Genomic DNA, 25,475 nt, shown 5'->3' on the forward strand with positions numbered 1-25,475 from the left:
GTATACCTAAAAGGGACCAGTAGAATCACCAATCATTTTGGTTCATTAATTGCACTTTACAACTTAAAACAGACTTTATATAATGAACCATATAAAACGGACTTTATGGTGATTAAATATGCGTGTGTATGCTTACCTTCGTGCTTCTACTCAAGAGCAAGATGCAACGAGAGCGAAATCTGAGCTTGAAGAGTTTGCACTGTTGAACAGTTTTCGAATCTCAAAATTCTTCATCGAGAATGAATCTGGTGCCAGTCTGCAACGTCCTGAGCTTTTCCGTTTGCTTGATATAGCAGAACAAGGCGATGTTCTACTGTGTGAGCAGATCGACCGTGTATCAAGATTGGCTAATGAAGATTGGAAGAGTTTACGGCGGATAATCGAAAGTAAAGGTGTTAGGCTCGTTTCACTTGATTTACCAACGAGCCACCAGCTTTTGCATAGTACTGACGAGTTTACCCAACGTATGTTCGAAGCTTTGAACAGTATGATGCTTGATATGTTAGCTGCAATTTCTCGCAAGGATTACGAAGATCGGCGTAGGCGGCAACAACAGGGTGTTGAGAAAGCTAAGGCTAACAATCGCTATAAGGGCCGTCCTATCGATCATGAGCTACATCGGAAGGTAGAAGAATTGCTCACTGATGGGAAAAGTTGGAATAAGATTCAGGATCTCATTGGCTGTTCAAGGGCAACAATTGCTAAGGTATCCAAGAAATTAAGTACTGAATCTAACTCGTAATTGTAGGTCATATAGTTTGAAAATATAGTAACCAATTAATTTTAATATAATTTATTTTATTAAATCCGTTAGATAACCCTGATGATTAACGGTATGAAAAATGCAGAGATTATTTAACCTCTGCATTAAAGTAATACATTGTTGTTTTTTATAACTATATTTCCCCTGGTGCTGGCGTAATAACTATCAGCTTTCTTCACCTGACATATTCGTGCTGTTTCTTAATCTGTAAAGGTCAATAGCTTTGTCACGAGTCACATTCATTGTAGATTCTGACATAACTATGCCCCAAATTGAACCGCGTTCTTGGCTATAGAAGCTTTCCATAGCACTGATATAGGATTCTTTATATTTCACCCACGCTCGTTGTGAGTTTCGTAAGTCGGTTTGGATTTCCTTTGGTTGATCTTGAAGAAGTAGTTTATATTGTTTACTTAATTCTTTTTCCCATTCGTTAGTAGATTTCGTATAACAATCAACACTATCCAACGTGGATAGTGCCGACTCCCTACATTTATCTAATTGTTCATCGAGATCTTTTCTTAGTTCTTTTGCATAAGAACAAGTACTAACGGAGAATAAAGTTGCAATTAAAATTAATTTATTCATTATATAATCCCTTATATTTATAAAGTTAAATGTATTACTTCATTTCTCTTACTTTCATTTGAATAAGTTCACTACCACCGTTTTTTTGTTTTTTCTTCAAAGTGTTCCAAGCTTCTGAGGTATTAAAAGCGAAAATAATCTCACCGTAAATTTTCGAATCTCCAGCAATTCGGTATTCGATCCTGTATTGTTTTAAACCTTGTGCCGCCACAATTGCTCCTGAAAAACTTAATGTAGCAAGTAAGACTGCTGTTATTGCTGTCTTTTTCATTACTATCCCCATCTGTATTAACTGTTTTTAATTTTAATCGGATTTGTTTTTCTTTAGATAATTAGAACCATCTTTTGCTAATTCGCCACGTAATCTCCAAACATTAAGCATGTCAATCACTGTACAATCTAATTTATTACAAATCATTAAATATGGTTTTTGTTGAGATGGACTGTAATAATAACTATAGTTATAAGTAGTTGTTGCTCCATAAATTCTTTCAACGTCAATATTTTCTTTACCTGATTTTTCTAAGAATTTTTCAACCGCATCCCAATGCGAGAGTACTTCTTTACCAAAATAAGTTATATAAACTGGTTTTTCAGTACCATCGAATATGAACTGTTTTACTTGTTCTTTACCAGAATTATTAACTAATATTTTAGTATTAGAACCAAAAACTGTTTCAAGTTCATTTGTATTAGCTTGATAAGTTCTTGTTGGATCTGCTCTCATATATCTAATATACTTATCTAAATCGTCATCATCATTTTTTGACTCATCGGGTTTGTATTTAACATTTTCTTCATTGGTGGTACTCTTATGTAGTTCTGTTGTATTTTTTTCTTGATGTGCTTTTCCAATCATTAATGCACCAATAGCTACAGAAATCATAAAAATAAAAACGCTACAAGATAGTGCAATTAATAAAGTACTTAGCTTACCTCTCCCTTTACTCCTGAGGTGTAAAGCTACTTTCTTATAGCTATATATTGAAATTGCTATGCATACGATAAACACAATCAAGCCAAACATAATGAAAAGATCCTTATTTTTAGATGCGGCGTATTAAATTACGTAACTAACCTTTATTCTTTGTATATCTTTCAGGCCAAATTTCTTCTACTGGCACACCTATACAGTCACTGACTATTTTTTCTCCTTTATACCAGTGTCGCTCTAATACGTTGTATAACGTGCGTTCGTGCAGTCCCGCTTGCCTGGATAATTCAGAAAGTGTCGTTCCTTTTTTTCGAATAGCAGCAAGGATGTCTGCCCGATGCCAGTTCTTTTCAGTACTGGAAAATTGTCCCTTTTTCTGCGATCCTTTCAAATTAACATCACTCATTATGAACTCTCATTACTCACCTTAGGAACATTGTTGATCGTTATAAGGAACTTGTCAATCCATAAAAAGGAATTTTTAGATTGATTTATACCTTACCTACGGTTGTGTTTCTGAATTAGGAACATTTAAAATGAAGTCAAAAGAACCTTCCGAGCAACTATTGCAGTTCACCGAGCGTCTCAAGAGCAAGCTGCCTACCGGTTCAGGAAGGGCGTTTGCGGCTAAAGCTGGCATTGGATACTCAACGTTGCACAATTATCTCTCTGCGGTTAGCAGCCCAACTTTAGAGAATTTGGTACTACTTGCTAAGGCGTTAGATGTCTCTATAGAGTGGCTGGCAACAGGAAAGGAAGCTTCTGTGTCTGAAGCAGTTACTAATGGTGATAAAGAACTCTCCAGAGTAATAAGAATCCCATTTTTAGAACAAGATAAGTTCCTTTTACTGGATGGTAATATTTTGCAAGAAAAAGACGATATAAGCCATCTTGTAGCTTTACGGGTAACTACCGACGTGATGGAACCTACTTTTGGCGTAGGTGCTGTAATCATCGTTGATACAAGCATAAACCAGCTAAAGGAAAATCAGCTTGTAGTGCTGAAAAAAGGGGATAATTACTTATTCAAGCGAGTCCAAGTAGTTGTTAAGGGGTACAATTTAATCAGTGATAATAAAAAATATCCAGTACTTACAATTTTAGATGCCGAACTATCCTCACTTGAGATAATCGGGCAGATTAATTTTATTGTCACTAACATCCAGCAGTTAACATAGATATTTATTCTAACTGATACTATTAATTAGTATTAAAATAAAGGTGATTGATATGGCAGAAGAGAAAAAGTCATCATCTCTGGATGAGTTGATGAAAGAAATTGTCTCACATGCAACAGAGTTATCAAAAGTTGACTTTGAGAAATTAGAATCTGAAGGGATTATTGAAAAAGTAAGAGGTGGTTATCTTGTTAAGAAATACACTCTTCTACCTGAAATTGCAAGACGATTAATTAAATCAATGAAGCAAACTAAAAATGGTGTGAAAATTATAATTTCAAAACCACCTAAGTCTTTTTTAGATCTTGCTAAGAAATAAAAGACTGATGGAGTCCCATTTATGCTTAATATGGGACCCTATAAATTTAATTATTATGGTCGGTTTGAACAAATTATTCCATACTCAATGCCGCCCTTGTAATCTACGTATTCCTTCAATTAAATTATTATCCACGCTTTGCTGCTCCATAAATAGCAACATCAGTGCTAAATCTTCTGGAATATATAATCCTTTTATTTCAACATGGTGTGATTTTTTATCGCACTCAATACTCATAACATTTGAAATGTAATATAAGGTTGTTTCTGTTTCCGTACAAGCGATATTTGATAATACATCCCCATTTATGCTGTCCATTAATATTACATGCTTTAAATTACCCATGTGATAATGGAACTCAATACTTACAAACGTATCTATAAAAGGATGTCGTGTTAACTTGATTGTAGATACTACTTTTCGTAATGCTAAATTGTATCTTAATCGTTCCTCTGCATTTTCAATGTCGAATCCCGAAACATCAAACTCTTGTGGCTCGTTTTTAATGGTTGCTAACTTAGATTCTAATGAAGTAATAATTTTGTTTACTCCATCTAATGTTTTAAAAAAGGAAATGTCTGGCATCTCAGACTTATCGATGATCCCTCTTAATGCATTGGCGTAATTTTTCTTTTCTATCAATTCATCTCTAATTGTATCTGAAGTATCTTCCTGTGATTCATTAGATAGAAATTTATTCCAATCAAAATTCAAAATGTGGTTGTAAATGACTTTTTCAATAAAATCATACCGAATAGACTTTGCTGTGCATGCTTTAATCTCTTTGCGTTTAGAACAATAAAGCCGTTTATAAGTGATTTTTCCCTTATATGTTTGCTTTATTACACCAACAGCCGCACCACATAGTCCACAAGAACTTATACCGTTGAATAGGTTGTTCATGTTTTCCGTAGGTTTATACTTCACCAAAGGCTGTGATGAGTTTTTGATATTTTGAACTCGAGAAAATTGCTCATCACTGATTACCTGCGGATATAGACGAACATCTTGTCTGTTTTTGTTTGTTGAAATTAGCCAGCCAGCAACACGTTTATCGCTCAGGAGCCTGTTTACGTTTTGGGGATACCACTCAGCATTACCGATTAACATCCTTCTTTTGTTTAATTCTCGAGCAATAGTTGTACTACCTATACCCTCACAAAATTTATCAAAAATATAGCTGATAATATGCGACTCTGAAGTTAATTGATATTTATTATCAACTACTTCAATCCACTTTGGAACGCGTTTAGTCAGTACGGCAGTTCCTTTCTTCGCTGCCTCATATCGCTCTTCCCAATTATCATTCGAGAGATTTTGTTTACGCAAAGACTCTCTATTTGCTCGTGTTAGGCTACTGGCTAATAATTCTAGGTTAAGGACATCAGTAAAAACCTCTCCAGTTTCTACCTCGTGTATGTGCACTCCTGCTTCTGTGACAGCTAAAAAATTCAACGCTGACTTTGCAGGAGTTGCTCGGCTGAATCGGTCTATATTTTCAATAAGTAAGCATGAATTTTTATGTTTTCCTGCTTTGGCTTCTTTTATGAACTCGGCTAAAACACCCTCTTCAAGATTATAGCCTTTGAATGCAGATTGACCGGGTTGCAGCATCCATGAAAAGTCATCGATGGATAGCTGGTAACCAAGGTTTTTCGTATCCTTATAGTTTTGAATGTATTTCAGCAGCATTTTTTGCTGCCTCGACATACCGTTACCATCCAGTTGCTTACCTGACGACACTCGACAGTAACCGTATGTTTTCCTTGTCATTCTTCATTCCTCTTTAAAATGTAACTTAGGGATATTTTAGCTAATCATCAACATAGTCGCTCACCAATAAGTTAGCGGCGGCAAATGCCGCCTGTTCCCTAACGGAGGACGGTAGCGCGCTATTCGCTGCAACCTCGTCCAATGCCTTTAAGACACATGCTAGTGCATCAGGCACGTAGCCAAGATCTCCACTGCCGATCTGGGCGTAAAAACGGCGTACTAACTCACAATATTGTTGCACAGTTTCCTCCCTTAAGAATCTTTGCATAATCGCCAACGCAGGCTGCGATGAGGCACAGACACTCGGAGTTCAATCCTATCCTAAACGACTATAGCACAGGTGCCGTGGAGTTATTAGCACCTCGTATTGGCTTTCATTCGCAGCTATAGGCTCCTCGTGCTGGCTGTGAACCGATCTTATCAAGTACACTGTGGCCTGTTAATAATGAGGTTACCCATGGCGCTGAAAGCAACAATTTACAAAGCCACGGTCAATATCGCGGATATGGATCGTCACTTTTACCACGACGCGACGCTGACGTTGGCCCAGCATCCTTCAGAAACCGAACAGCGCATGATGCTGCGCCTGCTGGCATGGATCTGTCATGCTGATGAACGCTTGGTATTTACCAAAGGCCTGAGCGCAGAAGATGAACCTGAGATCTGGCAACGCAACGACCATAACGGGCTGGAAATGTGGATCGAACTGGGGCTGCCAGATGAGAAACGCATTAAAAAAGCCTGTAATCAATCCCCACGGGTGATGCTGTATGCTTATGGTGAACGTGCCGGGTATGTCTGGTGGCAATCGATGCAGAGCAAAGTGGCAAACCACAAAAACCTAAGCATCCGTTTTCTCGATGATGAACAATTAGCTCGCCTGGCCGCGATGGCCAGCCGCAATATGACGTTACAGGCTACCCTACAGGAAGGTACTATCTGGCTTTCCGATGTTCAGAATAGTCTCGAAATTCAATTTGCCGAATGGCAGCAGGCACAGGTGTAACCGGTGCTGGCACTGTCAAGAAACGTAGCGATACCGGACAACGAAATAGAATTAACGGCGATCCGCGCTCAAGGCGCGGGTGGGCAGCACGTGAATAAAGCCTCAACGGCCATTCATTTGCGCTTTGACATCCGGGCATCCAGCCTGCCAGAGTATTACAAGGAACGGTTGCTGGCGCTTAATCATCATTTAGTGACCGTTGATGGTGTGGTGATTATCAAAGCGCAGGAATACCGTAGCCAGGAGTTAAATCGTGAGGCGGCGCTGGCTCGTTTGGTAGCGCTGATTCAACAGACGATGGTGGTTGAAAAGACGCGCAGAGCAACGAAACCCAGCAAAGGGGCGAAATTACGCCGTTTGGAAGGCAAGGTGCGCAAAGGCGCAACCAAAGCGCTGCGCGGCAAGGTTCTCCCTTAGGGAAGCCTGTTTGGCACCACTTTGTGGATATTAATGGAACGCAGCAGGAGAATAACTGTGAAAATAATAACAATCGTCCTGTTTTTAGCGGCAGGAGCGCTTTCGCTACTAGGCTGTAATAACCAATACCAACCGAAAGAACAACCGCTTCAGCCAATGCAGCAGAGTTATCAGGGGGTATTGCCTTGCGCTGACTGTAGCGGGCTGGATACGACTTTGTTCCTGGATAAAGATGGCACTTTCATTCTGCAGGAAACCTATCGCGGCACCAAAGATGGCGATAGAACTTTTGCCAGCTATGGTCAGTGGGCACGCACGGCCGATCGGTTGGTGCTGACCGAAGCCAGTGGCGAAAAGCGTTACTTCCGCCCGGTAGGCAAGAATCTGCAAATGCTGGATCGCAATGGAGCGCCGATTACGTCCGAGCTTAATTATACATTGTCGCCAACCGAGCAGCCGTTGCCAAAAACGCCAATGCCGTTGAGTGGGCTTTATACCTATTTGGCTGATGCGGCAGTATTCAAAGATTGTGCGACCGGTAAAACCTTCCCGGTAGTCAATAATATCGCGTTGGAAAGAGGCTATTTGAAAGCTCAAAAAGCGCCAGGGGAACCGGTATTCCTGATGCTTAATGGCCATTTCAGCATTCAGCCATCCATGGAAGAAGGGCAAATGCAAAAAGCATTGGTGCCTGAGCCCGGTGGTAAGGTGACTTTCGATAACAGCAAAGATTGTAACAGCCGCTGATCGCATTCATGTTGGGCAGTCGAAGATAAAACCCCGTTATGGCAAATGACGGGGTTTATGTTTTCTAGAATACGTCATGGCCGGGTTGAATCTGGGATTTGCCGTCATGCACGCTATTGCTGACCAAGGCGCGATTGCGCAAATAGATACCTGGTTTGATGTGCCCAACATAGGCCAAGGTCTGACTTGGCGCCAGCGTTGCAATATCCCCTTCCCGCATATGTAGCAAATCACCGGGGCTGACCCAGCCAGGTGATGCCAGAGTGAGTGGCCGCCCGGCGTGCTCAAAGGCGGCCAACACAAACTGCGAGCAGAAATAGCTGGATTCATCGGCGGCTGGCGTACTGAGCTGTGCGGCGGCCAATCCTTGTACGCACTGCTGGCGGAAATCCTTCGAGAAAGGATTTAGCGAGCAAATCTGCTTGGTGACCATAAAGGGCATCATTTCAATAATCCCCTGATAGTTATAGCGGCTACCGGCCTTTTGCTTGGCGAAGTAGCGAATTTGTTCTGCTTGAGTGGGGGTCAGGCTCGGCATGCGCAAAGCAAACAGTTTGTCACTGTGGGCTTGCGCATCTTCCAGGCTGACAATCTGCACACCATCGCCCACCGCTTCGGCGACTTGGCCTTGACCAATATAGATCGCGACATGGCTGACTGAAGAAGCACTGAAGATACGGATCCCCAGAGAGGTTAGGCCAATCGTTGAGGAAAAAAGCAGATCGCCATCTTGGAGGGCGGCTTCATCGACTTCCCGAAAGGTATTCTGTGGCGCGGAACTGAGGGTTTGAAACTGGATATCCACGGGATTGAGGGAAGCACGTTTTTCTTTTTCGGACAGCGCAATATCCATGGTGCAGCCGGTGATAAAGACCGGCAGCAAGGCAAACAGTCGCATGACTGAGGTATAAGGTAACGGCATTTCTTAATCCTTTAATCAACTGCGTCCTTAGCAAAACACCCTGATACCCTTATTACTTGAAGCTGCAGGGTTGTTGGCTACCTTCACTCACCCGAATCACTTACTTGAGTAAGCTCATCGGGATTCGCTCAGTTGCCGCCTACCTGCAACTCCAAGTACTTTGGGTATAAACAGGGTGTTTTTCATACCGTATTGGGAATGCTAGCGTTTGATTTGGGCCAGCAGGAAATCAACGATTTCGCCGGTTTTAATCATCTGCTTCTCGCCAATCCGGCGATTTTTGTACTCAATTTCTTCACTGTCGAGGTTGCGATCGCCAATCACGATGGAATGCGGCACGCCGATCAGTTCCATATCGGCAAACATCACGCCAGGGCGTTCTTTACGGTCATCAAGAATAACGTCGATGCCGTGAGAGCGCAGCTGGTTGTAAAGCTCTTCAGCCAGCGCCTGCACGCGGAATGACTTGTGCATGTTCATTGGCAGAATAGCCACCTGGAATGGAGCAATCGCATCTGGCCAGACAATGCCACGCTCGTCGTGGTTCTGCTCAATAGCGGCGGCCACTACGCGGCTAACCCCAATACCGTAGCAACCCATGGTCAGAACCTGGTTACGGCCATCTTCGCCCTGTACCGTGGCTTTCATCGCTTCCGAATATTTGGTGCCCAACTGGAAGATATGACCCACTTCGATACCGCGTTTAATCAGCAAAGTGCCTTTACCATCCGGGCTAGCATCACCTGCAACAACGTTACGGATATCGGCAACCTGTGGCAGCGGCAGATCGCGCTCCCAGTTAATCCCGAAGTAGTGTTTAGCATCGATATTGGCACCAGCCCCGAAATCGCTCATAGCCGCTACGCTGCGATCGATCACTATAGGAACTGGCATCTTGATCGGGCCGAGAGAACCTGGGCCTGCACCCACCACAGCACGGATCTCTTCGTCTGTAGCGAAAGTCAGCGGAGCCGCTACCAGTGGCAGTTTCTCTGCCTTGATTTCGTTCAGTTCGTGATCGCCTCGTACCAACAGCGCAACCAGCTTATGGCCGCTTTCTTCGGTTGCACGGACCAGCAGGGTTTTCACCGTTTTCTCGATCGGCAACTGGAATTGCTCTACCAGCTCGGCGATGGTTTTGGCGTTAGGGGTATCGACGATACGCAGTGCTTCGGTAGCTGCACCGCGTGGTTGCGCCGGGGCAACCGCTTCTGCCAGCTCAATATTAGCCGCGTAATCAGAATCGGTAGAGAAGACGATATCGTCTTCACCACTGTCTGCCAGCACCTGGAATTCATGCGATGCGCTGCCGCCAATGGAACCGGTATCGGCCAGCACTGGGCGGAAATCAAGCCCCATACGGCTGAAGATCTTGCTGTAGGCTTCGTACATGGCTTCGTAGGTCGCCTGCAGAGATTCCTGCGTGGTATGGAATGAATAGGCATCTTTCATCAGGAATTCACGGGAACGCATCACGCCGAAACGCGGGCGGACTTCGTCACGGAATTTAGTCTGGATCTGGAAGAAATTCAGCGGCAACTGTTTGTAGGAGCTGATTTCATTGCGGATCAGATCGGTGATCACCTCTTCATGTGTCGGGCCGAGAACGAACGGGCGTTCGCCACGATCGACAAAGCGCAGCAACTCAGGGCCATACTGCTCCCAGCGGCCGCTCTCCAGCCACAGATCTGCCGGTTGGACGACCGGCATGGAAACTTCGATCGCATTAGCATTGTTCATTTCTTCACGAACGATGTTTTCAACCTTTCTCAGAACACGCAGACCGGTTGGCAACCAGGTATAAAGACCGGAGGCCAGCTTGCGGATCATCCCGGCACGCAGCATCAGCTGGTGGCTGATCACTTCGGCATCGGCAGGTGTCTCCTTCAACGTGGAGAGCAGATATTGGCTAGTACGCATGATGTTTTGGTTCCGTTAGTACTGCAAATTGCATCGGGCTGCCAGCAGGAGTGGCAGCCAAAATTTTCAAAAGTGGTTTAGTCTACCAGCGCAGGACGGTTGTCAAAAGAGAGACGGTGGATTTTTAACGGACGTCGAGTGATAACACTTCAGTTTGCCCATCAACAACCCGCCAGCGCACGTTAAACTCCAGCAACCATACGGCATATTCACGCTCAGCCTCTTCCGCTTTACGGTAGGCAGGGCGGGGGTCTTGTGCCAGTACCTGGCTGATAAAGCGGCGTAAATTGGGGTGGCGACGTAGATGCTGCTGCAATTGCTGCTCTGCCTGAGGGGAAAAACTCACCGGCATATCGCCAGCAGGTGCAGTTTGAGCAAAACCAGCACGGGCTTGAGGATGGCTTTCGGCAAACGGCAGGTAGGGTTTGATATCGACGACCGGCGTACCATCGACCAGATCGAGACTGCCTAACTTCAACACGACCTCTCCGCCTTGGATCTGGATCTCTTTCAGTTCAATCAGCGACATGCCGAGTGGGTTAGGGCGAAACGTTGAGCGAGTAGCGAAAACACCCATGCGGGCATTGCCGCCCAATCGTGGTGGCCTGACCGTTGGCCGCCAGCCGCCCTCCATGGTTTGATGGAAAATGAACATCACCCAGAGGTGGCTGAACTCACTGAGGCCGCGCACGGCTTCCGCCTGGTTATAAGGTGGCAGCAGCACCAGTTCTCCGCCACCGTCTTCGACCAACCCCGGTTGACGGGGAACGGCGAATTTTTCTTTATACGGTGAGCGGATAATGCCGATCTGATTAAAAACGAATTCGGTCATTTGGCCGAAACGTTAAGTGCAGAACCTTGGCAAATCGCTTGCTGGTAACAACCGGCAACACCTTTAAGTATCTGGCACTGATGCAGCAATACTGCATTGGCTTTCATATTGGCAGCGCGCTGCAGCATTCTTTTGCGAGCAGAGGCAAGACTCGGTGGATTCTTACGAGCCTTGGTGTGGCAGACGCTACCGGAAACCTCTCCCAAGTCGCGGAAAGGCTTACCGATTAATGCCTCTGCACTTTTATACAGCGTTACTGGCGCTGGACGTGCTGGTGGCGCTGGTTTTGCCGGTGCGATCGCAACTGGTGCGTTGGTGCTGTTTGTTGTGGGTGCGACTGGCTTCGGTTTAGAACATCCGGCCAGCAAAAGTGCTAACAAACAGAGAGGTAAAACACGCATTGACATTCCTCTGCCTTTAATAAAAGTGGCGCTATTGAAACAATCTCTGGCCGAAATAACAAGACGGGCCTGAGCCCGTCTTGCAAATATAGGAGCAAAATAGGTAATGGATGATTACCAGCCTTTCACTGCACCACCGTTGAAGATTTTATTCGCTGCTTCGTTGACTTCCTCAGACTCATAGGCCTGAACGAATTTTTTCACGTTTTCTGCGTCTTTGTTATCTTCACGAGCAACCATGATGTTGACGTAAGGTGAGTCTTTATCTTCAACAAAGATACCGTCTTTGGCTGGCGTTAAACCGATCTGGCTGGCGTAAGTGGTGTTGATGACGGCCAGGGCGATTTGCTGATCGTCCAGTGAACGTGGCAACTGTGGTGCTTCCAGTTCGACCAGCTTCAGGTTTTTCGGGTTTTCCACCACGTCCAGTACGGTAGGCAGCAGGCCAACACCGTCTTTCAGTTTAATCAGGCCTTGTTTCTCCAGCAGCAGCAGCGAACGCCCCAGATTGGTAGGATCGTTAGGTATTGCGATCTGTGAACCTTCTTTCAGCTCATCCAGAGATTTGATTTTTTTGGAGTAACCAGCAATCGGGTAAACGAAGGTGTTGCCGACTGGAACCAGTTTATAGCTACGGTCTTTGATTTGCTGATCCAGGTAAGGTTTATGCTGGAAAGCGTTCAGATCGATATCACCTTTGCTCAACGCTTCGTTTGGCAAGACATAATCGTTGAAGGTTACCAACTCAACGTCCAGGCCATACTTCTCTTTTGCGACTTTTTGGGCAACTTCCGCCACCTGCTGTTCAGCACCAACGATAACGCCCACTTTGATATGGTTTGGATTTTTTTCGTCCTGACCGCAACCGGCCAAAGCCAGAGTACCGATCAGTGCGCCGATTGCCGCAATGGATTTAAATTTTAACGACATATCCTTTCCTCATTAGACTCGTATATGAAATACGCTTTACCCTATCGAGTAGCTGTAAGCGTGCTGGTAAAAACTATTTGTGAGTAACGGCCTTAACAATACGGTCGCCACAGAACTGAATCAGGTACACCAGAACAACCAGTAATATTAATACCGTATTCATAACGGTAGCGTTATAACCAATGTAACCATACTGATAACCAATTTGACCTAAACCTCCTGCGCCGACGGCACCGCCCATCGCAGAATAACCCACCAGAGTAATCAGCGTGATGGTGGCCGCATTCACCAGACCCGGCAATGCTTCAGGCAACAGCACTTTCTTGATGATTTGCATTGGCGTGGCACCCATCGCACGGGCAGCTTCAATCAGCCCAGATGGGATCTCCAGCAGGGCGTTTTCTACCATACGGGCAATAAACGGCGCTGCGCCGACGGTCAGCGGCACGATGGCGGCCTGCAAACCAATAGAAGTACCGACTATCATGCGGGTAAAAGGAATCATCCACACCAACAATATAATGAAGGGGATGGAACGGAAAATGTTCACCAACCCAGACAAGGTTTTATACAGGGTATTGTTGGCAATAATTTGCCCAGGACGGGTAACGTACAATAGCACACCAACCGGCAAGCCGAGCACGAAGCCGAAGAAGCCCGAGACAAAGGTCATCGTGACGGTTTCCCAAACTCCACGTACCATTAACCACATCATTGCCTCAGACATAACCCAGAACCTCTACTTTTACCTGATTTTCCTGTAGGAACTTAATCGTTGCCTGTGCGTCTTCGTCAGAACCATGTAGCTCAGCCAGCATCACGCCGAACTTCACCCCACCGGCATAGTCCATTTGCGCGCTGATAATGTTGTTATTGACGTTGAAACGACGGGCTGCTTCGGACAGCAGCGGTGCATCAACCGACTGACCGGTGAATTCCAGGCGCAACAGCGGTTGATGATTGCCACTGCGTTCCGGCATCAAGCGTTTGGCGTAGTCATCTGGAATATCCAGATGCAGGGTGGATTGGATAAACTGCTGGGCCAACGGTGTCTTCGGATGAGAGAACACTTCGCTGACGCTGTCTTTTTCAATCAGTTGCCCCTGGCTGATGACGGCAACCTGATCGCAGATGCGTTTCACTACGTCCATTTCATGAGTGATCAACAGAATGGTCAGCCCAAGGCGGCGGTTAATATCCTTCAGCAATTCGAGAATGGAACGCGTGGTAGCCGGATCGAGTGCGCTGGTGGCTTCGTCACACAGCAGCACTTTAGGGTTGCTGGCCAAGGCACGGGCAATCGCCACGCGCTGTTTCTGTCCACCTGACAGATTGGCTGGGTAGGCATCGTGCTTGTCTGACAAACCTACCAGTTCCAGTAACTCGGCAACGCGTTTTTTGATTTCACTGCGCGGGGTATTATCCAATTCCAGCGGCAACGACACGTTGCCAAATACCGTGCGTGAAGAGAGCAGGTTAAAGTGCTGGAATATCATGCCAATCTGACGGCGTGCACGTGTCAGTTCGCGTTCAGACAGGGAGGTCAGGTCCTGCCCATCGACCAATACGGTACCGGAAGTGGGACGCTCAAGCATGTTGGCGCAGCGGATCAGCGTACTCTTACCGGCACCCGAGGCACCGATAACGCCGTAAATCTGCCCGGCAGGGACGTGAAGGCTCACGTCGGAAAGCGCGCTGATGGTGCGCGATCCCTGCTGGAACACTTTGGTGATGTTGGAAAGTTTAATCATATTCTTCTTATTTTTAGCGTGGTTGCCCGTGGCTAGATAAAAGTAAACCCTGGTCAGAGCCAAGGTATGAGTCAGATGTTAAGGCGTCTAGACGTCCAAGTCAACGTTAACGCTGTTCTTCAGCGTTCTCAGTCTGCGGTAAAACATGCGATACTGTACGCGTTTTCAGACCCTCAGGAGCAGACCGGTGACACAACGCGTTCCAGCAATTTTCTTAGATCGTGATGGTACGATTAATGTGGACCATGGATATGTCCATGAAATAGATGACTTCCAATTTATTGATGGTGTGATTGATGCATGCCGTGAACTGAAAAATATGGGTTTCGCGCTGGTGCTAGTCACCAACCAGTCAGGTATCGCTCGCGGCAAATTCAGCGAAGACCAGTTTATGCGTCTGACCGAATGGATGGACTGGTCGCTGGCCGATCGTGATGTCGATCTGGACGGCATTTACTTTTGCCCACATCACCCAGAAGCATTAATAGAAGAATACCGTCAAACATGTGACTGCCGCAAACCGCAGCCCGGTATGTTGCTACTGGCGCAAAAAGAATTGAATATCGATCTGGCAGCTTCTTATATGGTGGGTGACAAAATCGAAGACATGCAGGCAGCGGCGGCGGTGGGCGTGGGTACTAAAGTGTTGGTTCGCACCGGTAAACCAGTAACGGAAGAAGGCGAAAAGGCGGCTGATTGGGTGCTAAATGGCCTGCAAGACCTGCCGGAAGCCATCAGAAAGCGGGTTTAACCCGCATTGTGCATGAATAGTGAGCGGTCAGAAGAAAAGTGAATATAATTTCTTGTCATTCTGAGTCAGCTCCCTATAATGCGCCTCCATCGACACGGAACATGTGAATAACTTCACAGAGTCTCCGGGGGTCGCAGAGAAAAAACCTGAAAATTAAGGTTGACTCTGAAAGAGGAAGGCGTAGTATACGCCACCTCGAGTTAGCAAGCGAAAGCGCGTAACTCACTGCTCTTTAACAATTTATCAGACAATCTGTGTGGGCACTCACAAGACGATATCCAGCCACCTCGGTGGCAAAAAAATATCAAGTCTTGAAGAGTGACCAAAGCAGTATACATTGACCCGCAAGGGCAATGCATTTGCAGAAAGTAATCTTTGAGCATCGCTTTACTTGTTAAAGCAAATCGAACTTTTAATTGAAGAGTTTGATCATGGCTCAGATTGAACGCTGGCGGCAGGCCTAACACATGCAAGTCGAGCGGCAGCGGAAAGTAGCTTGCTACTTTGCCGGCGAGCGGCGGACGGGTGAGTAATGTCTGGGAAACTGCCCGATGGAGGGGGATAACTACTGGAAACGGTAGCTAATACCGCATAACGTCTTCGGACCAAAGTGGGGGACCTTCGGGCCTCACACCATCGGATGTGCCCAGATGGGATTAGCTAGTAGGTGAGGTAATGGCTCACCTAGGCGACGATCCCTAGCTGGTCTGAGAGGATGACCAGCCACACTGGAACTGAGACACGGTCCAGACTCCTACGGGAGGCAGCAGTGGGGAATATTGCACAATGGGCGCAAGCCTGATGCAGCCATGCCGCGTGTGTGAAGAAGGCCTTCGGGTTGTAAAGCACTTTCAGCGAGGAGGAAGGGTGGTGTGTTAATAGCGCATCACATTGACGTTACTCGCAGAAGAAGCACCGGCTAACTCCGTGCCAGCAGCCGCGGTAATACGGAGGGTGCAAGCGTTAATCGGAATTACTGGGCGTAAAGCGCACGCAGGCGGTTTGTTAAGTCAGATGTGAAATCCCCGCGCTTAACGTGGGAACTGCATTTGAAACTGGCAAGCTAGAGTCTTGTAGAGGGGGGTAGAATTCCAGGTGTAGCGGTGAAATGCGTAGAGATCTGGAGGAATACCGGTGGCGAAGGCGGCCCCCTGGACAAAGACTGACGCTCAGGTGCGAAAGCGTGGGGAGCAAACAGGATTAGATACCCTGGTAGTCCACGCTGTAAACGATGTCGACTTGGAGGTTGTGCCCTTGAGGCGTGGCTTCCGGAGCTAACGCGTTAAGTCGACCGCCTGGGGAGTACGGCCGCAAGGTTAAAACTCAAATGAATTGACGGGGGCCCGCACAAGCGGTGGAGCATGTGGTTTAATTCGATGCAACGCGAAGAACCTTACCTACTCTTGACATCCACGGAACTTGCCAGAGATGGCTTGGTGCCTTCGGGAACCGTGAGACAGGTGCTGCATGGCTGTCGTCAGCTCGTGTTGTGAAATGTTGGGTTAAGTCCCGCAACGAGCGCAACCCTTATCCTTTGTTGCCAGCACGTCATGGTGGGAACTCAAAGGAGACTGCCGGTGATAAACCGGAGGAAGGTGGGGATGACGTCAAGTCATCATGGCCCTTACGAGTAGGGCTACACACGTGCTACAATGGCATATACAAAGAGAAGCAAACTCGCGAGAGCCAGCGGACCTCATAAAGTATGTCGTAGTCCGGATTGGAGTCTGCAACTCGACTCCATGAAGTCGGAATCGCTAGTAATCGTAGATCAGAATGCTACGGTGAATACGTTCCCGGGCCTTGTACACACCGCCCGTCACACCATGGGAGTGGGTTGCAAAAGAAGTAGGTAGCTTAACCTTCGGGAGGGCGCTTACCACTTTGTGATTCATGACTGGGGTGAAGTCGTAACAAGGTAACCGTAGGGGAACCTGCGGTTGGATCACCTCCTTACCTAACGATATTGCATCGAGTGAGTGCTCACAACAGATTGTCTGATGAAAAAGTAACGAGCAGAAAAATCTTTATAGGCTTGTAGCTCAGGTGGTTAGAGCGCACCCCTGATAAGGGTGAGGTCGGTGGTTCAAGTCCACTCAGGCCTACCAAATTCGCACTTATGCTGCATTATGGGCTGAGCACGGATGAACAGGTTTCCTGAAAGGGAAAGACTGTAATTCGCCGCGAGTGGTAATAAAGATTTCTGCAAGTGACTGTATGGGGCTATAGCTCAGCTGGGAGAGCGCCTGCCTTGCACGCAGGAGGTCAGCGGTTCGATCCCGCTTAGCTCCACCATATCCATATAGTCCTTGATAATACTTCAGAGTGTACTGGCAACAGTATGCTGCGAAGTATTTTGCTCTTTAACAATCTGGAACAAGCTGAAAATTGAAACCTGACAGCTGAAACTTATCCCTCCGTAGCGTTATTGGGGTAAGGACTAACCTGTCAGAGAGTCTCTCAATTGTTTACAGCACGACGGTTGTCTCCTGTTTACAGGAAACACCTTCGGGTTGTGAGGTTAAGTGACTAAGCGTACACGGTGGATGCCTAGGCAGTCAGAGGCGATGAAGGGCGTGCTAATCTGCGAAAAGTGTCGGTAAGCTGATATGAAGCGTTACAACCGGCAATACCCGAATGGGGAAACCCAGTGCAATTCGTTGCACTATCGTATGGTGAATACATAGCCATACGAGGCGAACCGGGGGAACTGAAACATCTAAGTACCCCGAGGAAAAGAAATCAACCGAGATTCCCCCAGTAGCGGCGAGCGAACGGGGAAGAGCCCAGAACCTGAATCAGTGGGTGTGTTAGTGGAAGCGTCTGGAAAGTCGCGCAGTAAAGGGTGATAGCCCCGTACACTAAAATGCATGCACTGTGAGTTCGATGAGTAGGGCGGGACACGTGACATCCTGTCTGAATATGGGGGGACCATCCTCCAAGGCTAAATACTCCTGACTGACCGATAGTGAACCAGTACCGTGAGGGAAAGGCGAAAAGAACCCCGGCGAGGGGAGTGAAATAGAACCTGAAACCGTGTACGTACAAGCAGTGGGAGCCTACTAGTTGGGTGACTGCGTACCTTTTGTATAATGGGTCAGCGACTTATATTTTGTAGCAAGGTTAACCGAATAGGGGAGCCGTAGGGAAACCGAGTCTTAACTGGGCGTCTAGTTGCAAGGTATAGACCCGAAACCCGGTGATCTAGCCATGGGCAGGTTGAAGGTTGGGTAACACTAACTGGAGGACCGAACCGACTAATGTTGAAAAATTAGCGGATGACTTGTGGCTGGGGGTGAAAGGCCAATCAAACCGGGAGATAGCTGGTTCTCCCCGAAAGCTATTTAGGTAGCGCCTCGTGAACTCATCTTCGGGGGTAGAGCACTGTTTCGGCTAGGGGGCCATCCCGGCTTACCAACCCGATGCAAACTCCGAATACCGAAGAATGTTATCACGGGAGACACACGGCGGGTGCTAACGTCCGTCGTGAAGAGGGAAACAACCCAGACCGCCAGCTAAGGTCCCAAAGTCATGGTTAAGTGGGAAACGATGTGGGAAGGCATAGACAGCCAGGATGTTGGCTTAGAAGCAGCCATCATTTAAAGAAAGCGTAATAGCTCACTGGTCGAGTCGGCCTGCGCGGAAGATGTAACGGGGCTAAACCATGCACCGAAGCTGCGGCAGCGACGCTTAGGCGTTGTTGGGTAGGGGAGCGTTCTGTAAGCCGTTGAAGGTGGTCTGTGAGGGCTGCTGGAGGTATCAGAAGTGCGAATGCTGACATAAGTAACGATAAAGCGGGTGAAAAACCCGCTCGCCGGAAGACCAAGGGTTCCTGTCCAACGTTAATCGGGGCAGGGTGAGTCGACCCCTAAGGCGAGGCCGAAAGGCGTAGTCGATGGGAAACGGGTTAATATTCCCGTACTCGGTGTTACTGCGAAGGGGGGACGGAGAAGGCTAGGCTAGCCGGGCGACGGTTGTCCCGGTTTAAGCGTGTAGGGGGAGAGAATTGGTAAATCCGTTCTCTTATCCAACCCTGAGGCGTGATGACGATGCACTACGGTGCAGAAGTGGTTGATGCCAAGCTTCCAGGAAAAGCCTCTAAGCTCCAGGTAACACAGAATCGTACCCCAAACCGACACAGGTGGTCAGGTAGAGAATACCCAGGCGCTTGAGAGAACTCGGGTGAAGGAACTAGGCAAAATGGTGCCGTAACTTCGGGAAAAGGCACGCTGGCGCGTAGGTGAAGAGACTTGCTCTCGGAGCTGAAGCCAGTCGCAGATACCAGCTGGCTGCAACTGTTTAATAAAAACACAGCACTGTGCAAACACGAAAGTGGACGTATACGGTGTGACGCCTGCCCGGTGCTGGAAGGTTAATTGATGGGGTTAGCGGCAACGCGAAGCTCTTGATCGAAGCCCCAGTAAACGGCGGCCGTAACTATAACGGTCCTAAGGTAGCGAAATTCCTTGTCGGGTAAGTTCCGACCTGCACGAATGGCGTAATGATGGCCAGGCTGTCTCCACCCGAGACTCAGTGAAATTGAACTCGCTGTGAAGATGCAGTGTACCCGCGGCAAGACGGAAAGACCCCGTGAACCTTTACTATAGCTTGACACTGAACATTGAGCCTTGATGTGTAGGATAGGTGGGAGGCATCGAAGTGTGGACGCCAGTCTGCATGGAGCCAACCTTGAAATACCACCCTTTAATGTTTGATGTTCTAACTCGGCCCCATAATCTGGGGTGAGGACAGTGTCTGGTGGGTAGTTTGACTGGGGCGGTCTCCTCCCAAAGAGTAACGGAGGAGCACGAAGGTTAGCTAATCACGGTCGGACATCGTGAGGTTAGTGCAAAGGCATAAGCTAGCTTGACTGCGAGAGTGACGGCTCGAGCAGGTACGAAAGTAGGTCTTAGTGATCCGGTGGTTCTGAATGGAAGGGCCATCGCTCAACGGATAAAAGGTACTCCGGGGATAACAGGCTGATACCGCCCAAGAGTTCATATCGACGGCGGTGTTTGGCACCTCGATGTCGGCTCATCACATCCTGGGGCTGAAGTAGGTCCCAAGGGTATGGCTGTTCGCCATTTAAAGTGGTACGCGAGCTGGGTTTAGAACGTCGTGAGACAGTTCGGTCCCTATCTGCCGTGGGCGTTGGAAGATTGAGAGGGGTTGCTCCTAGTACGAGAGGACCGGAGTGAACGCACCACTGGTGTTCGGGTTGTCATGCCAATGGCACTGCCCGGTAGCTAAGTGCGGAAAAGATAAGCGCTGAAAGCATCTAAGCGCGAAACTTGCCTCGAGATGAGTCTTCCCTGGTCCCTTGAGGACCCTAAAGGAACGTTTAAGACTAAGACGTTGATAGGCTGGGTGTGTAAGTGCAGCGATGCATTGAGCTAACCAGTACTAATGAACCGTGAGGCTTAACCTTACAACACCGAAGGTGTTTTAGTGAGAGACAGAATATAAGTTTTGATTTTCAGCGATGTTCTTAGATTGGTTCTGGTGGTTACGTGTAAAGACATGTAACGGCCTGGAATGAAACAGAATTTGCCTGGCGGCAATAGCGCGGTGGTCCCACCTGACCCCATGCCGAACTCAGAAGTGAAACGCCGTAGCGCCGATGGTAGTGTGGGGTCTCCCCATGCGAGAGTAGGACACTGCCAGGCATCAAACAAAGTAGAAAGCCTCATGCGAAAGCATGGGGCTTTTTGCTATGTGCTAAAAACAGCTCTAGTAGCTTAGCGTGCGCGATGACAAATGCTATAGCCAGTAGCTGCGCTTGCCACATCCCAGGCAAAATCTCCTTCCAACTCCAACTGGTGTCGCCTTCGCGGCTGTCATACAGCTCTTTGGCTGCACCAAGGCCGGTAGAAAATGACAGGCTGACGACGCTCCAGCAGCGGAAAAGGCCGCATAGGCAACGAAGTGCTGAGCTTTATCTTTCCCCGTCCAGCGATCATTGGCCATATGTGCGCAGTCACTTGTGCAGAACAGAACTGGAAGGAGGATAAAACAGACGAAGGGGTTCATTGTGTACAAAAAAGCCCGGCATTGCCGGGCTGCGCTGAAGATTATAGTGGGGTTACAATATACGGCTAATCAATCTATCGATACGAATGCGGCGCAAGCGGCGGATCAGTTTGCGTACTTTCACCGGATATTGCTGGATACTCTGTAGATCGAGATAGTTGTCGACCACAGTGGTATGAGTCCGGATCATCTCTAGCTCTTTGTGACGCTGTTCCCTCGTTTGCTGTTTAGGATCGTGGATCAGGATCGCATTCTCTAAATCCAGCCGCCAGGCGCGCGGGTTAAGATTGTTACCGGTGATTAATTGCCACTCATCATCCACCCACATGCCTTTCAGGTGATAACTGTTATCGCCATCTTTCCACAGGCGCACGATAAGCTGCCCAGTATCGACATAGCGCTGTAGGCGGCTCAGGAAACGGCGCAGATTGATTTCGTACAGATAGGGCAGTGCACCGATAATTTTGAACGGCTGATCTTCAGGAATGTAAAAATCATTAGCGGTTTTATCGCCTACGATAATTTCCACCTGCTTCCCTTGGCGTAACAGATAAATGATATTGCGCACCAGCAGGGCTGGCAGGTTGAAATAAGGCGTGCACAGCGTCAGTTTCTGATCGGCACTGGCCATCAGATGGTGAATGGTTTTATTCAGTATGCTCTGCTTACCCAGCCCGACCAGCGGAGTTACCGCCAGTTCATCATTGCCAGCATTACCGCGAAACTGATAACTGGCGCGACGCAGGGCAAAGCGGAACATACGGGTTTCGTTCTTGATCTCCGGGCTTTTTGGCCGATCGTCACGATCAAGGCGCTGCACAGCACCGGCGATCAGCAGATGTTGCTTGATGTAATCGATCAGGGTATCAGCCAGTATCGCGTTGGTGATTAACTGGTAGCGATCGTATCGGTACTTATCGTGTTGATGCAGATAGACATCATTAATACTGGCGCCGCTGTAAATGACGGTATCATCAATCACAAAGCCCTTTAAATGCAACACGCCCAAGGCTTCACGGGTATTAACCGGAACGCCGTAAACTGGAACCGAAATCTGTGGGTGCTGTGCTGCCATAGCGCAGTACCAATCCGCATTGGTATTGGTTGCCGCCGCACCGATACGCCCGCGCTGAGCACGATGCCAATCGACCAGAACACAAATTTCCAACTCTGGGCGCTGCTGTTTGGCCTGATAAAGCGCTTCAAGGATATCGCGGCCAGCATCGTCATGCTCCAGATAGAGCGCGACCAGATAAATACGCGTTGTAGCATTAGCGATCGATTCCAGCAGCGTGGTGCGGAAATCGGCAGGCGCATAAAGGGTACGGACATCAGCAACCGTCTGGGGGAGTTTGGGCAGTTGTGCAAGGTGTTGTTGATGTTTACTACGTTTAAATTTTGACAACATCACAGTGCGCTTCTTCTCTCATGTTTGGATGGCCGGAATGCCACTCGCATTAAAACCGTCATTCGAATAACCGAGGATAATACCACTACTTGCCCCATTGCGCGTATTTTTTGGCGTTAAGTTATGGATTCGTAGCGCATTGCGGCAGAGGTCACGGCGTTACGGTGGTTTGTAGCGGCAGGGTTAAATTGACAATCCCTTCATCAATTTGAACGTCGACCGCAAAGCCAAGCTTTTGCGCGAGCGTTACCATACCCCGGTTATTTGGCATTGTAATCCCGATCAGGCGAGTCAGACCACGTGTGCGGGCGTAGCCGATCAATTTCACCATGAGCTGCCTGCCAAGGCCTAAGCCTTTCAGATCCGAGCGCACCAGCACGGCGAATTCTGCGTCGGTATTATCCGGGTCGGAGAGCGCACGGGTGACGCCAATAATTTCCTCACCGTTACGCACGGCCACGAAAGCCATCTCTCGATCGTAGTCGATTTGCGTCATGTTAGCCAAATCGTCATGGCTAAACTCGTTGATCTCACTGAAGTAGCGGTAGTAGAGATCTTCTTTGGTGACGTGATCGATAAAGTGCTTCAGCGCCGGTTCGTCTTCCGGCAGGATCGGGCGGAACAGGCATTGTGAACCATCTTTCAGCGTGATGGTTTCTTCCAACTCATGCGGATATGGGCGGATGGCCAGCCGCGTTTGTGGATCGCCGCTGAAAGGGGCGAGCTGCATCGACACATCCAGCAGGGTGAATTCGCTGCCGGAAGCCAATACCGGATGAATATCCAAACGTGAGATCTGGGGGCAATCCAGGATCAGGTTGGATACCTGAACTAACAGACGGCTTAACCCAGGAATGTCGAGCGGGCGCAAGGCACTACGGCTACGGATTTTGCCCCCTTTCACCGCCTGCAAGACCAGATAGCGCGCCAGCGCCATATTCAACGGCGGCAGTGCGACGGCAACCTGATTCTCTTGCCGCCATTCGACCCCGCCTTCACCCAGCATAATCAACGGCCCGAAGATGGCGTCTTGCTCTACGGCAATATGTAACTCCTGAGCTCCGGCCCGATTGGCCATGCTCTGCACCAATAGCCCGTGAATACGCGCCTGTGGGTAAGTACGTTTCACGCGATCGAGGATCGCTTCTGCCGCGCGCTGTACTTCGATGGCGGTGCGTAGATAGAGCATCACGCCCTGTACTTCAGATTTGTGCGGAATATCAGGCGAACGTAGCTTCAGCGCCACCGGATAGCCAATCTGTTCGGCAATATGCACCGCTTCGGCGCTGTCACCGGCAATCCAGGTGGGTAAGGTGCTGAGGCCGTAAGCTTGCAGGATCGGCTGTACTTCGTGCGTGTCGAGCTGAGTTGCCCCTTCTGCCAGCGCCCGATCGATCAACCGGTGTGCATCGGCGGTATTGGCGGTGAGCCCGACGGGCAGAGCCGGGGTTTCTTTCAACTGTTTCTGGTTGCGACGGTATTCCACCATATGCATAAAAGCAGTGACGGCACCTTCTGGCGTGCGATAGGTGGGGATCCCGGCTTCGGTAAACTGACGGCGGGCCTCCTGCGAGGAATACTCCCCACACCAGTTGGTCAGCAACGTAATACGTTTACCGCGCGGGTGCTGCCGTATGGCCTCGATCAGCCGTTCAGCGGTTTCAGTCCCCGGTGACGCCGCGCTAGGGGCGTGGATCAGCAGCAGTGCATCGTAATCGTGGCTATCGAGCAGCGGTTGCAGTGCCGCCAGATAACGTTGTGGCGTGGCGTCATCACGCAGGTCGATTGGATTGCTGGCCTGGACAAACTCCGGCAGGGCTGCCTTGAGCTTCTCCTGTGTTTCTTCCGTCAGCACAGCCAGCTTGCCGTTGCGCGCCAGCAACTCGTCCAGCGCCATGGCTGCTGGCGCTGCGCCATTGCTGATAATCATCAGCCGCTCGCCGCGCAGCGGGTGCATATGGCTTAAGGTTTCCACGGCGGAAAACAGCTCATGGGTATCCTGCACGCGCAGCAAACCGGCGCGCTGGATAGCGGCATCATAGGCGGCATCCAGCCCTTGCTGGCTGTTAAGCAACAGCTGTGCCTGCTGGCTGCGGCCGCTTTTGATCACCAAGATCGGTTTATTGCGTGAGGCGCTGCGCGAGGCAGAAAGGAAACGCCGCGCATCACTGATATTTTCCAGGTACAACAGAATGGCGCTGGTTTTGCTGTCGCGCGCCAGGAAGTCGAGCAGATCGTCAACGTCGATATCCAGGCTGTCGCCCAGCGCGATGAAATAGGAGAAGCCAACCTCACGCTGCTGTGCCCAGTCCAAAACGGTATTGGCCACGGCGGCCGACTGGGAAATGAACGCCAGTTTGCCTTTTTGAATAGGAACCGGTGAGAAGCTAGCGTTAATGCCTTGCCATGGCGCCAGCAGGCCCAGGCTGTTTGGCCCGAGCAACCGCATTGAATAACGCTGTGCGGTGGCTTTGAGTTCGGCAAATTGCTGATGCGGGGCAGAGAGCACGATCGCCGCTTTGCAACCACGCTCACCCAACGCTTCAATCAATTGCAGGTTACGTTGGGCGTTGACGCACAGCACGGCCAGATCGGGGGTCAGCGGCAGGCTGGTAATGTCTGGATAAGCCATGACGCCGCACACGGCTTTGTAACGTGGCGTCACCGGTAAAATCGGGCCGCTAAAACCACCGGCCAGCAGATTGCGCATCATCAGATAACCCGCGCGATTAGATTGTTGTGAAGCGCCGATAACGGCAATCGACTTCGGGCGTAACAGTGCTTCTAACCCTCGCTGGCTCATAT

General features: G+C 48.6%; 22 protein-coding genes, 2 tRNA genes, 3 rRNA genes and 1 pseudogene. 12 read left to right on the forward strand and 16 right to left on the reverse strand.

The features are described from left to right. Window positions 1–118 precede the first annotated feature (118 nt). A complete protein-coding gene (locus ACX1CU_RS05370) occupies window positions 119–742 on the forward strand; it encodes a recombinase family protein (RefSeq protein ID WP_459401575.1) in 624 nt (207 codons plus the stop codon). A 186-nt stretch (window positions 743–928) separates the two neighbouring features. Here the strand turns inward: ACX1CU_RS05370 and ACX1CU_RS05375 are convergent, their stop codons facing one another. Genes ACX1CU_RS05375 through ACX1CU_RS05390 form a run of 4 tightly spaced genes read right to left on the reverse strand, consistent with a single transcriptional unit; the run spans window position 929 to window position 2,691 of the window. Further along, window positions 929–1,351, reverse strand: a complete 423-nt coding sequence (locus tag ACX1CU_RS05375; RefSeq protein WP_459401576.1) for a lysozyme inhibitor LprI family protein — start codon at window positions 1,349–1,351, stop codon at window positions 929–931. Window positions 1,352–1,385: 34 nt separating this feature from the next. Beyond that, window positions 1,386–1,622: a hypothetical protein gene (locus tag ACX1CU_RS05380; protein WP_459401577.1), complete on the reverse strand. Its 237-nt coding sequence runs from the start codon at window positions 1,620–1,622 to the stop codon at window positions 1,386–1,388. Between the two features lie 33 nt (window positions 1,623–1,655). Next, window positions 1,656–2,378 carry a hypothetical protein gene (locus ACX1CU_RS05385; protein WP_459401578.1) on the reverse strand — a complete coding sequence of 241 codons (723 nt, stop codon included), beginning with the start codon at window positions 2,376–2,378 and terminating at the stop codon, window positions 1,656–1,658. A gap of 46 nt (window positions 2,379–2,424) precedes the next feature. Further along, window positions 2,425–2,691 (reverse strand): helix-turn-helix domain-containing protein, encoded by a 267-nt coding sequence (locus tag ACX1CU_RS05390; RefSeq protein ID WP_459401579.1) that lies wholly within the window; start codon window positions 2,689–2,691, stop codon window positions 2,425–2,427. 130 nt (window positions 2,692–2,821) lie between these two features. On the opposite strand from ACX1CU_RS05390, the gene ACX1CU_RS05395 reads away from it, so the two are divergent. After that, on the forward strand, window positions 2,822–3,463 hold the full coding sequence (locus ACX1CU_RS05395) for an XRE family transcriptional regulator (RefSeq protein ID WP_459401580.1): 642 nt from the start codon (window positions 2,822–2,824) through the stop codon (window positions 3,461–3,463). 52 nt (window positions 3,464–3,515) lie between these two features. Further along, the gene (locus ACX1CU_RS05400; RefSeq protein ID WP_459401581.1) at window positions 3,516–3,782 is read left to right on the forward strand and encodes a hypothetical protein; all 267 of its coding nucleotides are present in this window, start codon (window positions 3,516–3,518) and stop codon (window positions 3,780–3,782) included. A gap of 84 nt (window positions 3,783–3,866) precedes the next feature. Here ACX1CU_RS05400 and ACX1CU_RS05405 read toward each other — a convergent pair whose 3' ends face one another. After that, window positions 3,867–5,555, reverse strand: a complete 1,689-nt coding sequence (locus tag ACX1CU_RS05405; RefSeq protein ID WP_459401582.1) for a recombinase family protein — start codon at window positions 5,553–5,555, stop codon at window positions 3,867–3,869. 40 nt (window positions 5,556–5,595) lie between these two features. After that, a complete protein-coding gene (locus tag ACX1CU_RS05410; protein ID WP_459401583.1) occupies window positions 5,596–5,796 on the reverse strand; it encodes a YaeP family protein in 201 nt (66 codons plus the stop codon). 216 nt (window positions 5,797–6,012) lie between these two features. On the opposite strand from ACX1CU_RS05410, the gene ACX1CU_RS05415 reads away from it, so the two are divergent. From ACX1CU_RS05415 to nlpE, 3 genes are read left to right on the forward strand one after another with little or no spacing between them, the layout of a single operon-like run. After that, the gene (locus ACX1CU_RS05415) at window positions 6,013–6,561 is read left to right on the forward strand and encodes a YaeQ family protein (RefSeq protein WP_459401584.1); all 549 of its coding nucleotides are present in this window, start codon (window positions 6,013–6,015) and stop codon (window positions 6,559–6,561) included. A 3-nt stretch (window positions 6,562–6,564) separates the two neighbouring features. Beyond that, window positions 6,565–6,978 (forward strand): alternative ribosome rescue aminoacyl-tRNA hydrolase ArfB, encoded by a 414-nt coding sequence (gene arfB / locus ACX1CU_RS05420; RefSeq protein WP_459401585.1) that lies wholly within the window; start codon window positions 6,565–6,567, stop codon window positions 6,976–6,978. A gap of 57 nt (window positions 6,979–7,035) precedes the next feature. Further along, window positions 7,036–7,725 carry an envelope stress response activation lipoprotein NlpE gene (nlpE, locus tag ACX1CU_RS05425; RefSeq protein ID WP_459401586.1) on the forward strand — a complete coding sequence of 230 codons (690 nt, stop codon included), beginning with the start codon at window positions 7,036–7,038 and terminating at the stop codon, window positions 7,723–7,725. A gap of 64 nt (window positions 7,726–7,789) precedes the next feature. Here nlpE and ACX1CU_RS05430 read toward each other — a convergent pair whose 3' ends face one another. The 7 genes from ACX1CU_RS05430 to metN form a co-directional block, all read right to left on the reverse strand. Beyond that, complete coding sequence (locus ACX1CU_RS05430; RefSeq protein ID WP_459401587.1) at window positions 7,790–8,647, reverse strand: YaeF family permuted papain-like enzyme; 858 nt, start codon at window positions 8,645–8,647, stop codon at window positions 7,790–7,792. Window positions 8,648–8,848: 201 nt separating this feature from the next. After that, on the reverse strand, window positions 8,849–10,567 hold the full coding sequence (gene proS / locus ACX1CU_RS05435; RefSeq protein WP_459401588.1) for a proline--tRNA ligase: 1,719 nt from the start codon (window positions 10,565–10,567) through the stop codon (window positions 8,849–8,851). A 124-nt stretch (window positions 10,568–10,691) separates the two neighbouring features. Beyond that, on the reverse strand, window positions 10,692–11,399 hold the full coding sequence (tsaA, locus tag ACX1CU_RS05440; protein WP_459401589.1) for a tRNA (N6-threonylcarbamoyladenosine(37)-N6)-methyltransferase TrmO: 708 nt from the start codon (window positions 11,397–11,399) through the stop codon (window positions 10,692–10,694). Beyond that, on the reverse strand, window positions 11,396–11,800 hold the full coding sequence (rcsF, locus tag ACX1CU_RS05445; RefSeq protein ID WP_459401590.1) for an Rcs stress response system protein RcsF: 405 nt from the start codon (window positions 11,798–11,800) through the stop codon (window positions 11,396–11,398). The genes tsaA and rcsF overlap by 4 nt, the downstream gene beginning before the upstream one ends. A 114-nt stretch (window positions 11,801–11,914) precedes the next feature. Next, complete coding sequence (locus tag ACX1CU_RS05450) at window positions 11,915–12,730, reverse strand: MetQ/NlpA family lipoprotein (protein ID WP_459401591.1); 816 nt, start codon at window positions 12,728–12,730, stop codon at window positions 11,915–11,917. Window positions 12,731–12,803: 73 nt separating this feature from the next. After that, a complete protein-coding gene (locus tag ACX1CU_RS05455) occupies window positions 12,804–13,457 on the reverse strand; it encodes a methionine ABC transporter permease MetI (RefSeq protein WP_459401592.1) in 654 nt (217 codons plus the stop codon). After that, window positions 13,450–14,481 carry a methionine ABC transporter ATP-binding protein MetN gene (gene metN, locus ACX1CU_RS05460; protein ID WP_459401593.1) on the reverse strand — a complete coding sequence of 344 codons (1,032 nt, stop codon included), beginning with the start codon at window positions 14,479–14,481 and terminating at the stop codon, window positions 13,450–13,452. Before metN ends, ACX1CU_RS05455 begins: the two co-directional genes overlap by 8 nt. 187 nt (window positions 14,482–14,668) lie before the next feature. Here metN and gmhB point away from each other — a divergent pair, with 187 nt between their 5' ends. The 6 genes from gmhB to rrf all read left to right on the forward strand — a co-directional run bounded on the left by gmhB (window position 14,669) and on the right by rrf (window position 20,898). After that, window positions 14,669–15,232, forward strand: coding sequence for a D-glycero-beta-D-manno-heptose 1,7-bisphosphate 7-phosphatase (gene gmhB, locus ACX1CU_RS05465; RefSeq protein WP_459401594.1), 564 nt, complete (start codon window positions 14,669–14,671; stop codon window positions 15,230–15,232). 413 nt (window positions 15,233–15,645) lie between these two features. Next, a 16S ribosomal RNA gene (locus ACX1CU_RS05470) occupies window positions 15,646–17,188 on the forward strand. Between the two features lie 75 nt (window positions 17,189–17,263). After that, window positions 17,264–17,340: transfer RNA gene (locus ACX1CU_RS05475), tRNA-Ile, on the forward strand. Between the two features lie 111 nt (window positions 17,341–17,451). Next, window positions 17,452–17,527 (forward strand) — tRNA-Ala (locus tag ACX1CU_RS05480). A gap of 224 nt (window positions 17,528–17,751) precedes the next feature. Beyond that, window positions 17,752–20,660 (forward strand): 23S ribosomal RNA (locus ACX1CU_RS05485). Between the two features lie 122 nt (window positions 20,661–20,782). Then, a 5S ribosomal RNA gene (rrf, locus tag ACX1CU_RS05490) occupies window positions 20,783–20,898 on the forward strand. The 16S, 23S and 5S rRNA genes sit together here with 2 tRNA genes alongside, the layout of an rRNA operon. A gap of 72 nt (window positions 20,899–20,970) precedes the next feature. Here rrf and ACX1CU_RS05495 read toward each other — a convergent pair. The 3 genes and pseudogenes from ACX1CU_RS05495 to ACX1CU_RS05505 all read right to left on the reverse strand — a co-directional run bounded on the left by ACX1CU_RS05495 (window position 20,971) and on the right by ACX1CU_RS05505 (window position 25,473). Continuing rightward, window positions 20,971–21,262: pseudogene (locus ACX1CU_RS05495) on the reverse strand (hypothetical protein). Between the two features lie 52 nt (window positions 21,263–21,314). Continuing rightward, window positions 21,315–22,670, reverse strand: coding sequence for a CDP-diacylglycerol--serine O-phosphatidyltransferase (gene pssA / locus ACX1CU_RS05500; RefSeq protein WP_459401595.1), 1,356 nt, complete (start codon window positions 22,668–22,670; stop codon window positions 21,315–21,317). Window positions 22,671–22,821: 151 nt separating this feature from the next. Next, entirely contained in the window at window positions 22,822–25,473 is a 2,652-nt protein-coding gene (locus tag ACX1CU_RS05505; protein WP_459401596.1) for a bifunctional acetate--CoA ligase family protein/GNAT family N-acetyltransferase, read from the reverse strand. Between the last annotated feature and the right edge of the window lie 2 nt (window positions 25,474–25,475).

It is taken from the genome of Serratia sp. D1N4 (assembly GCF_054552755.1).

Bases quoted from the DNA above. Each gene is read 5' to 3' on its own strand.
- ACX1CU_RS05430 (WP_459401587.1), bottom strand. From the start codon at position 8,647: ATGCCGTTACCTTATACCTCAGTCATGCGACTGTTTGCCTTGCTGCCG.
- metN (WP_459401593.1), bottom strand. From the start codon at position 14,481: ATGATTAAACTTTCCAACATCACCAAAGTGTTCCAGCAGGGATCGCGC.
- ACX1CU_RS05390 (WP_459401579.1), bottom strand. From the start codon at position 2,691: ATGAGTGATGTTAATTTGAAAGGATCGCAGAAAAAGGGACAATTTTCC.
- ACX1CU_RS05450 (WP_459401591.1), bottom strand. From the start codon at position 12,730: ATGTCGTTAAAATTTAAATCCATTGCGGCAATCGGCGCACTGATCGGT.
- ACX1CU_RS05380 (WP_459401577.1), bottom strand. From the start codon at position 1,622: ATGAAAAAGACAGCAATAACAGCAGTCTTACTTGCTACATTAAGTTTT.
- ACX1CU_RS05370 (WP_459401575.1), top strand. From the start codon at position 119: ATGCGTGTGTATGCTTACCTTCGTGCTTCTACTCAAGAGCAAGATGCA.
- ACX1CU_RS05400 (WP_459401581.1), top strand. From the start codon at position 3,516: ATGGCAGAAGAGAAAAAGTCATCATCTCTGGATGAGTTGATGAAAGAA.
- ACX1CU_RS05415 (WP_459401584.1), top strand. From the start codon at position 6,013: ATGGCGCTGAAAGCAACAATTTACAAAGCCACGGTCAATATCGCGGAT.
- ACX1CU_RS05395 (WP_459401580.1), top strand. From the start codon at position 2,822: ATGAAGTCAAAAGAACCTTCCGAGCAACTATTGCAGTTCACCGAGCGT.
- rcsF (WP_459401590.1), bottom strand. From the start codon at position 11,800: ATGCGTGTTTTACCTCTCTGTTTGTTAGCACTTTTGCTGGCCGGATGT.
- ACX1CU_RS05455 (WP_459401592.1), bottom strand. From the start codon at position 13,457: ATGTCTGAGGCAATGATGTGGTTAATGGTACGTGGAGTTTGGGAAACC.
- ACX1CU_RS05505 (WP_459401596.1), bottom strand. From the start codon at position 25,473: ATGAGCCAGCGAGGGTTAGAAGCACTGTTACGCCCGAAGTCGATTGCC.
- ACX1CU_RS05375 (WP_459401576.1), bottom strand. From the start codon at position 1,351: ATGAATAAATTAATTTTAATTGCAACTTTATTCTCCGTTAGTACTTGT.
- tsaA (WP_459401589.1), bottom strand. From the start codon at position 11,399: ATGACCGAATTCGTTTTTAATCAGATCGGCATTATCCGCTCACCGTAT.
- ACX1CU_RS05385 (WP_459401578.1), bottom strand. From the start codon at position 2,378: ATGTTTGGCTTGATTGTGTTTATCGTATGCATAGCAATTTCAATATAT.
- proS (WP_459401588.1), bottom strand. From the start codon at position 10,567: ATGCGTACTAGCCAATATCTGCTCTCCACGTTGAAGGAGACACCTGCC.
- ACX1CU_RS05405 (WP_459401582.1), bottom strand. From the start codon at position 5,555: ATGACAAGGAAAACATACGGTTACTGTCGAGTGTCGTCAGGTAAGCAA.
- pssA (WP_459401595.1), bottom strand. From the start codon at position 22,670: ATGTTGTCAAAATTTAAACGTAGTAAACATCAACAACACCTTGCACAA.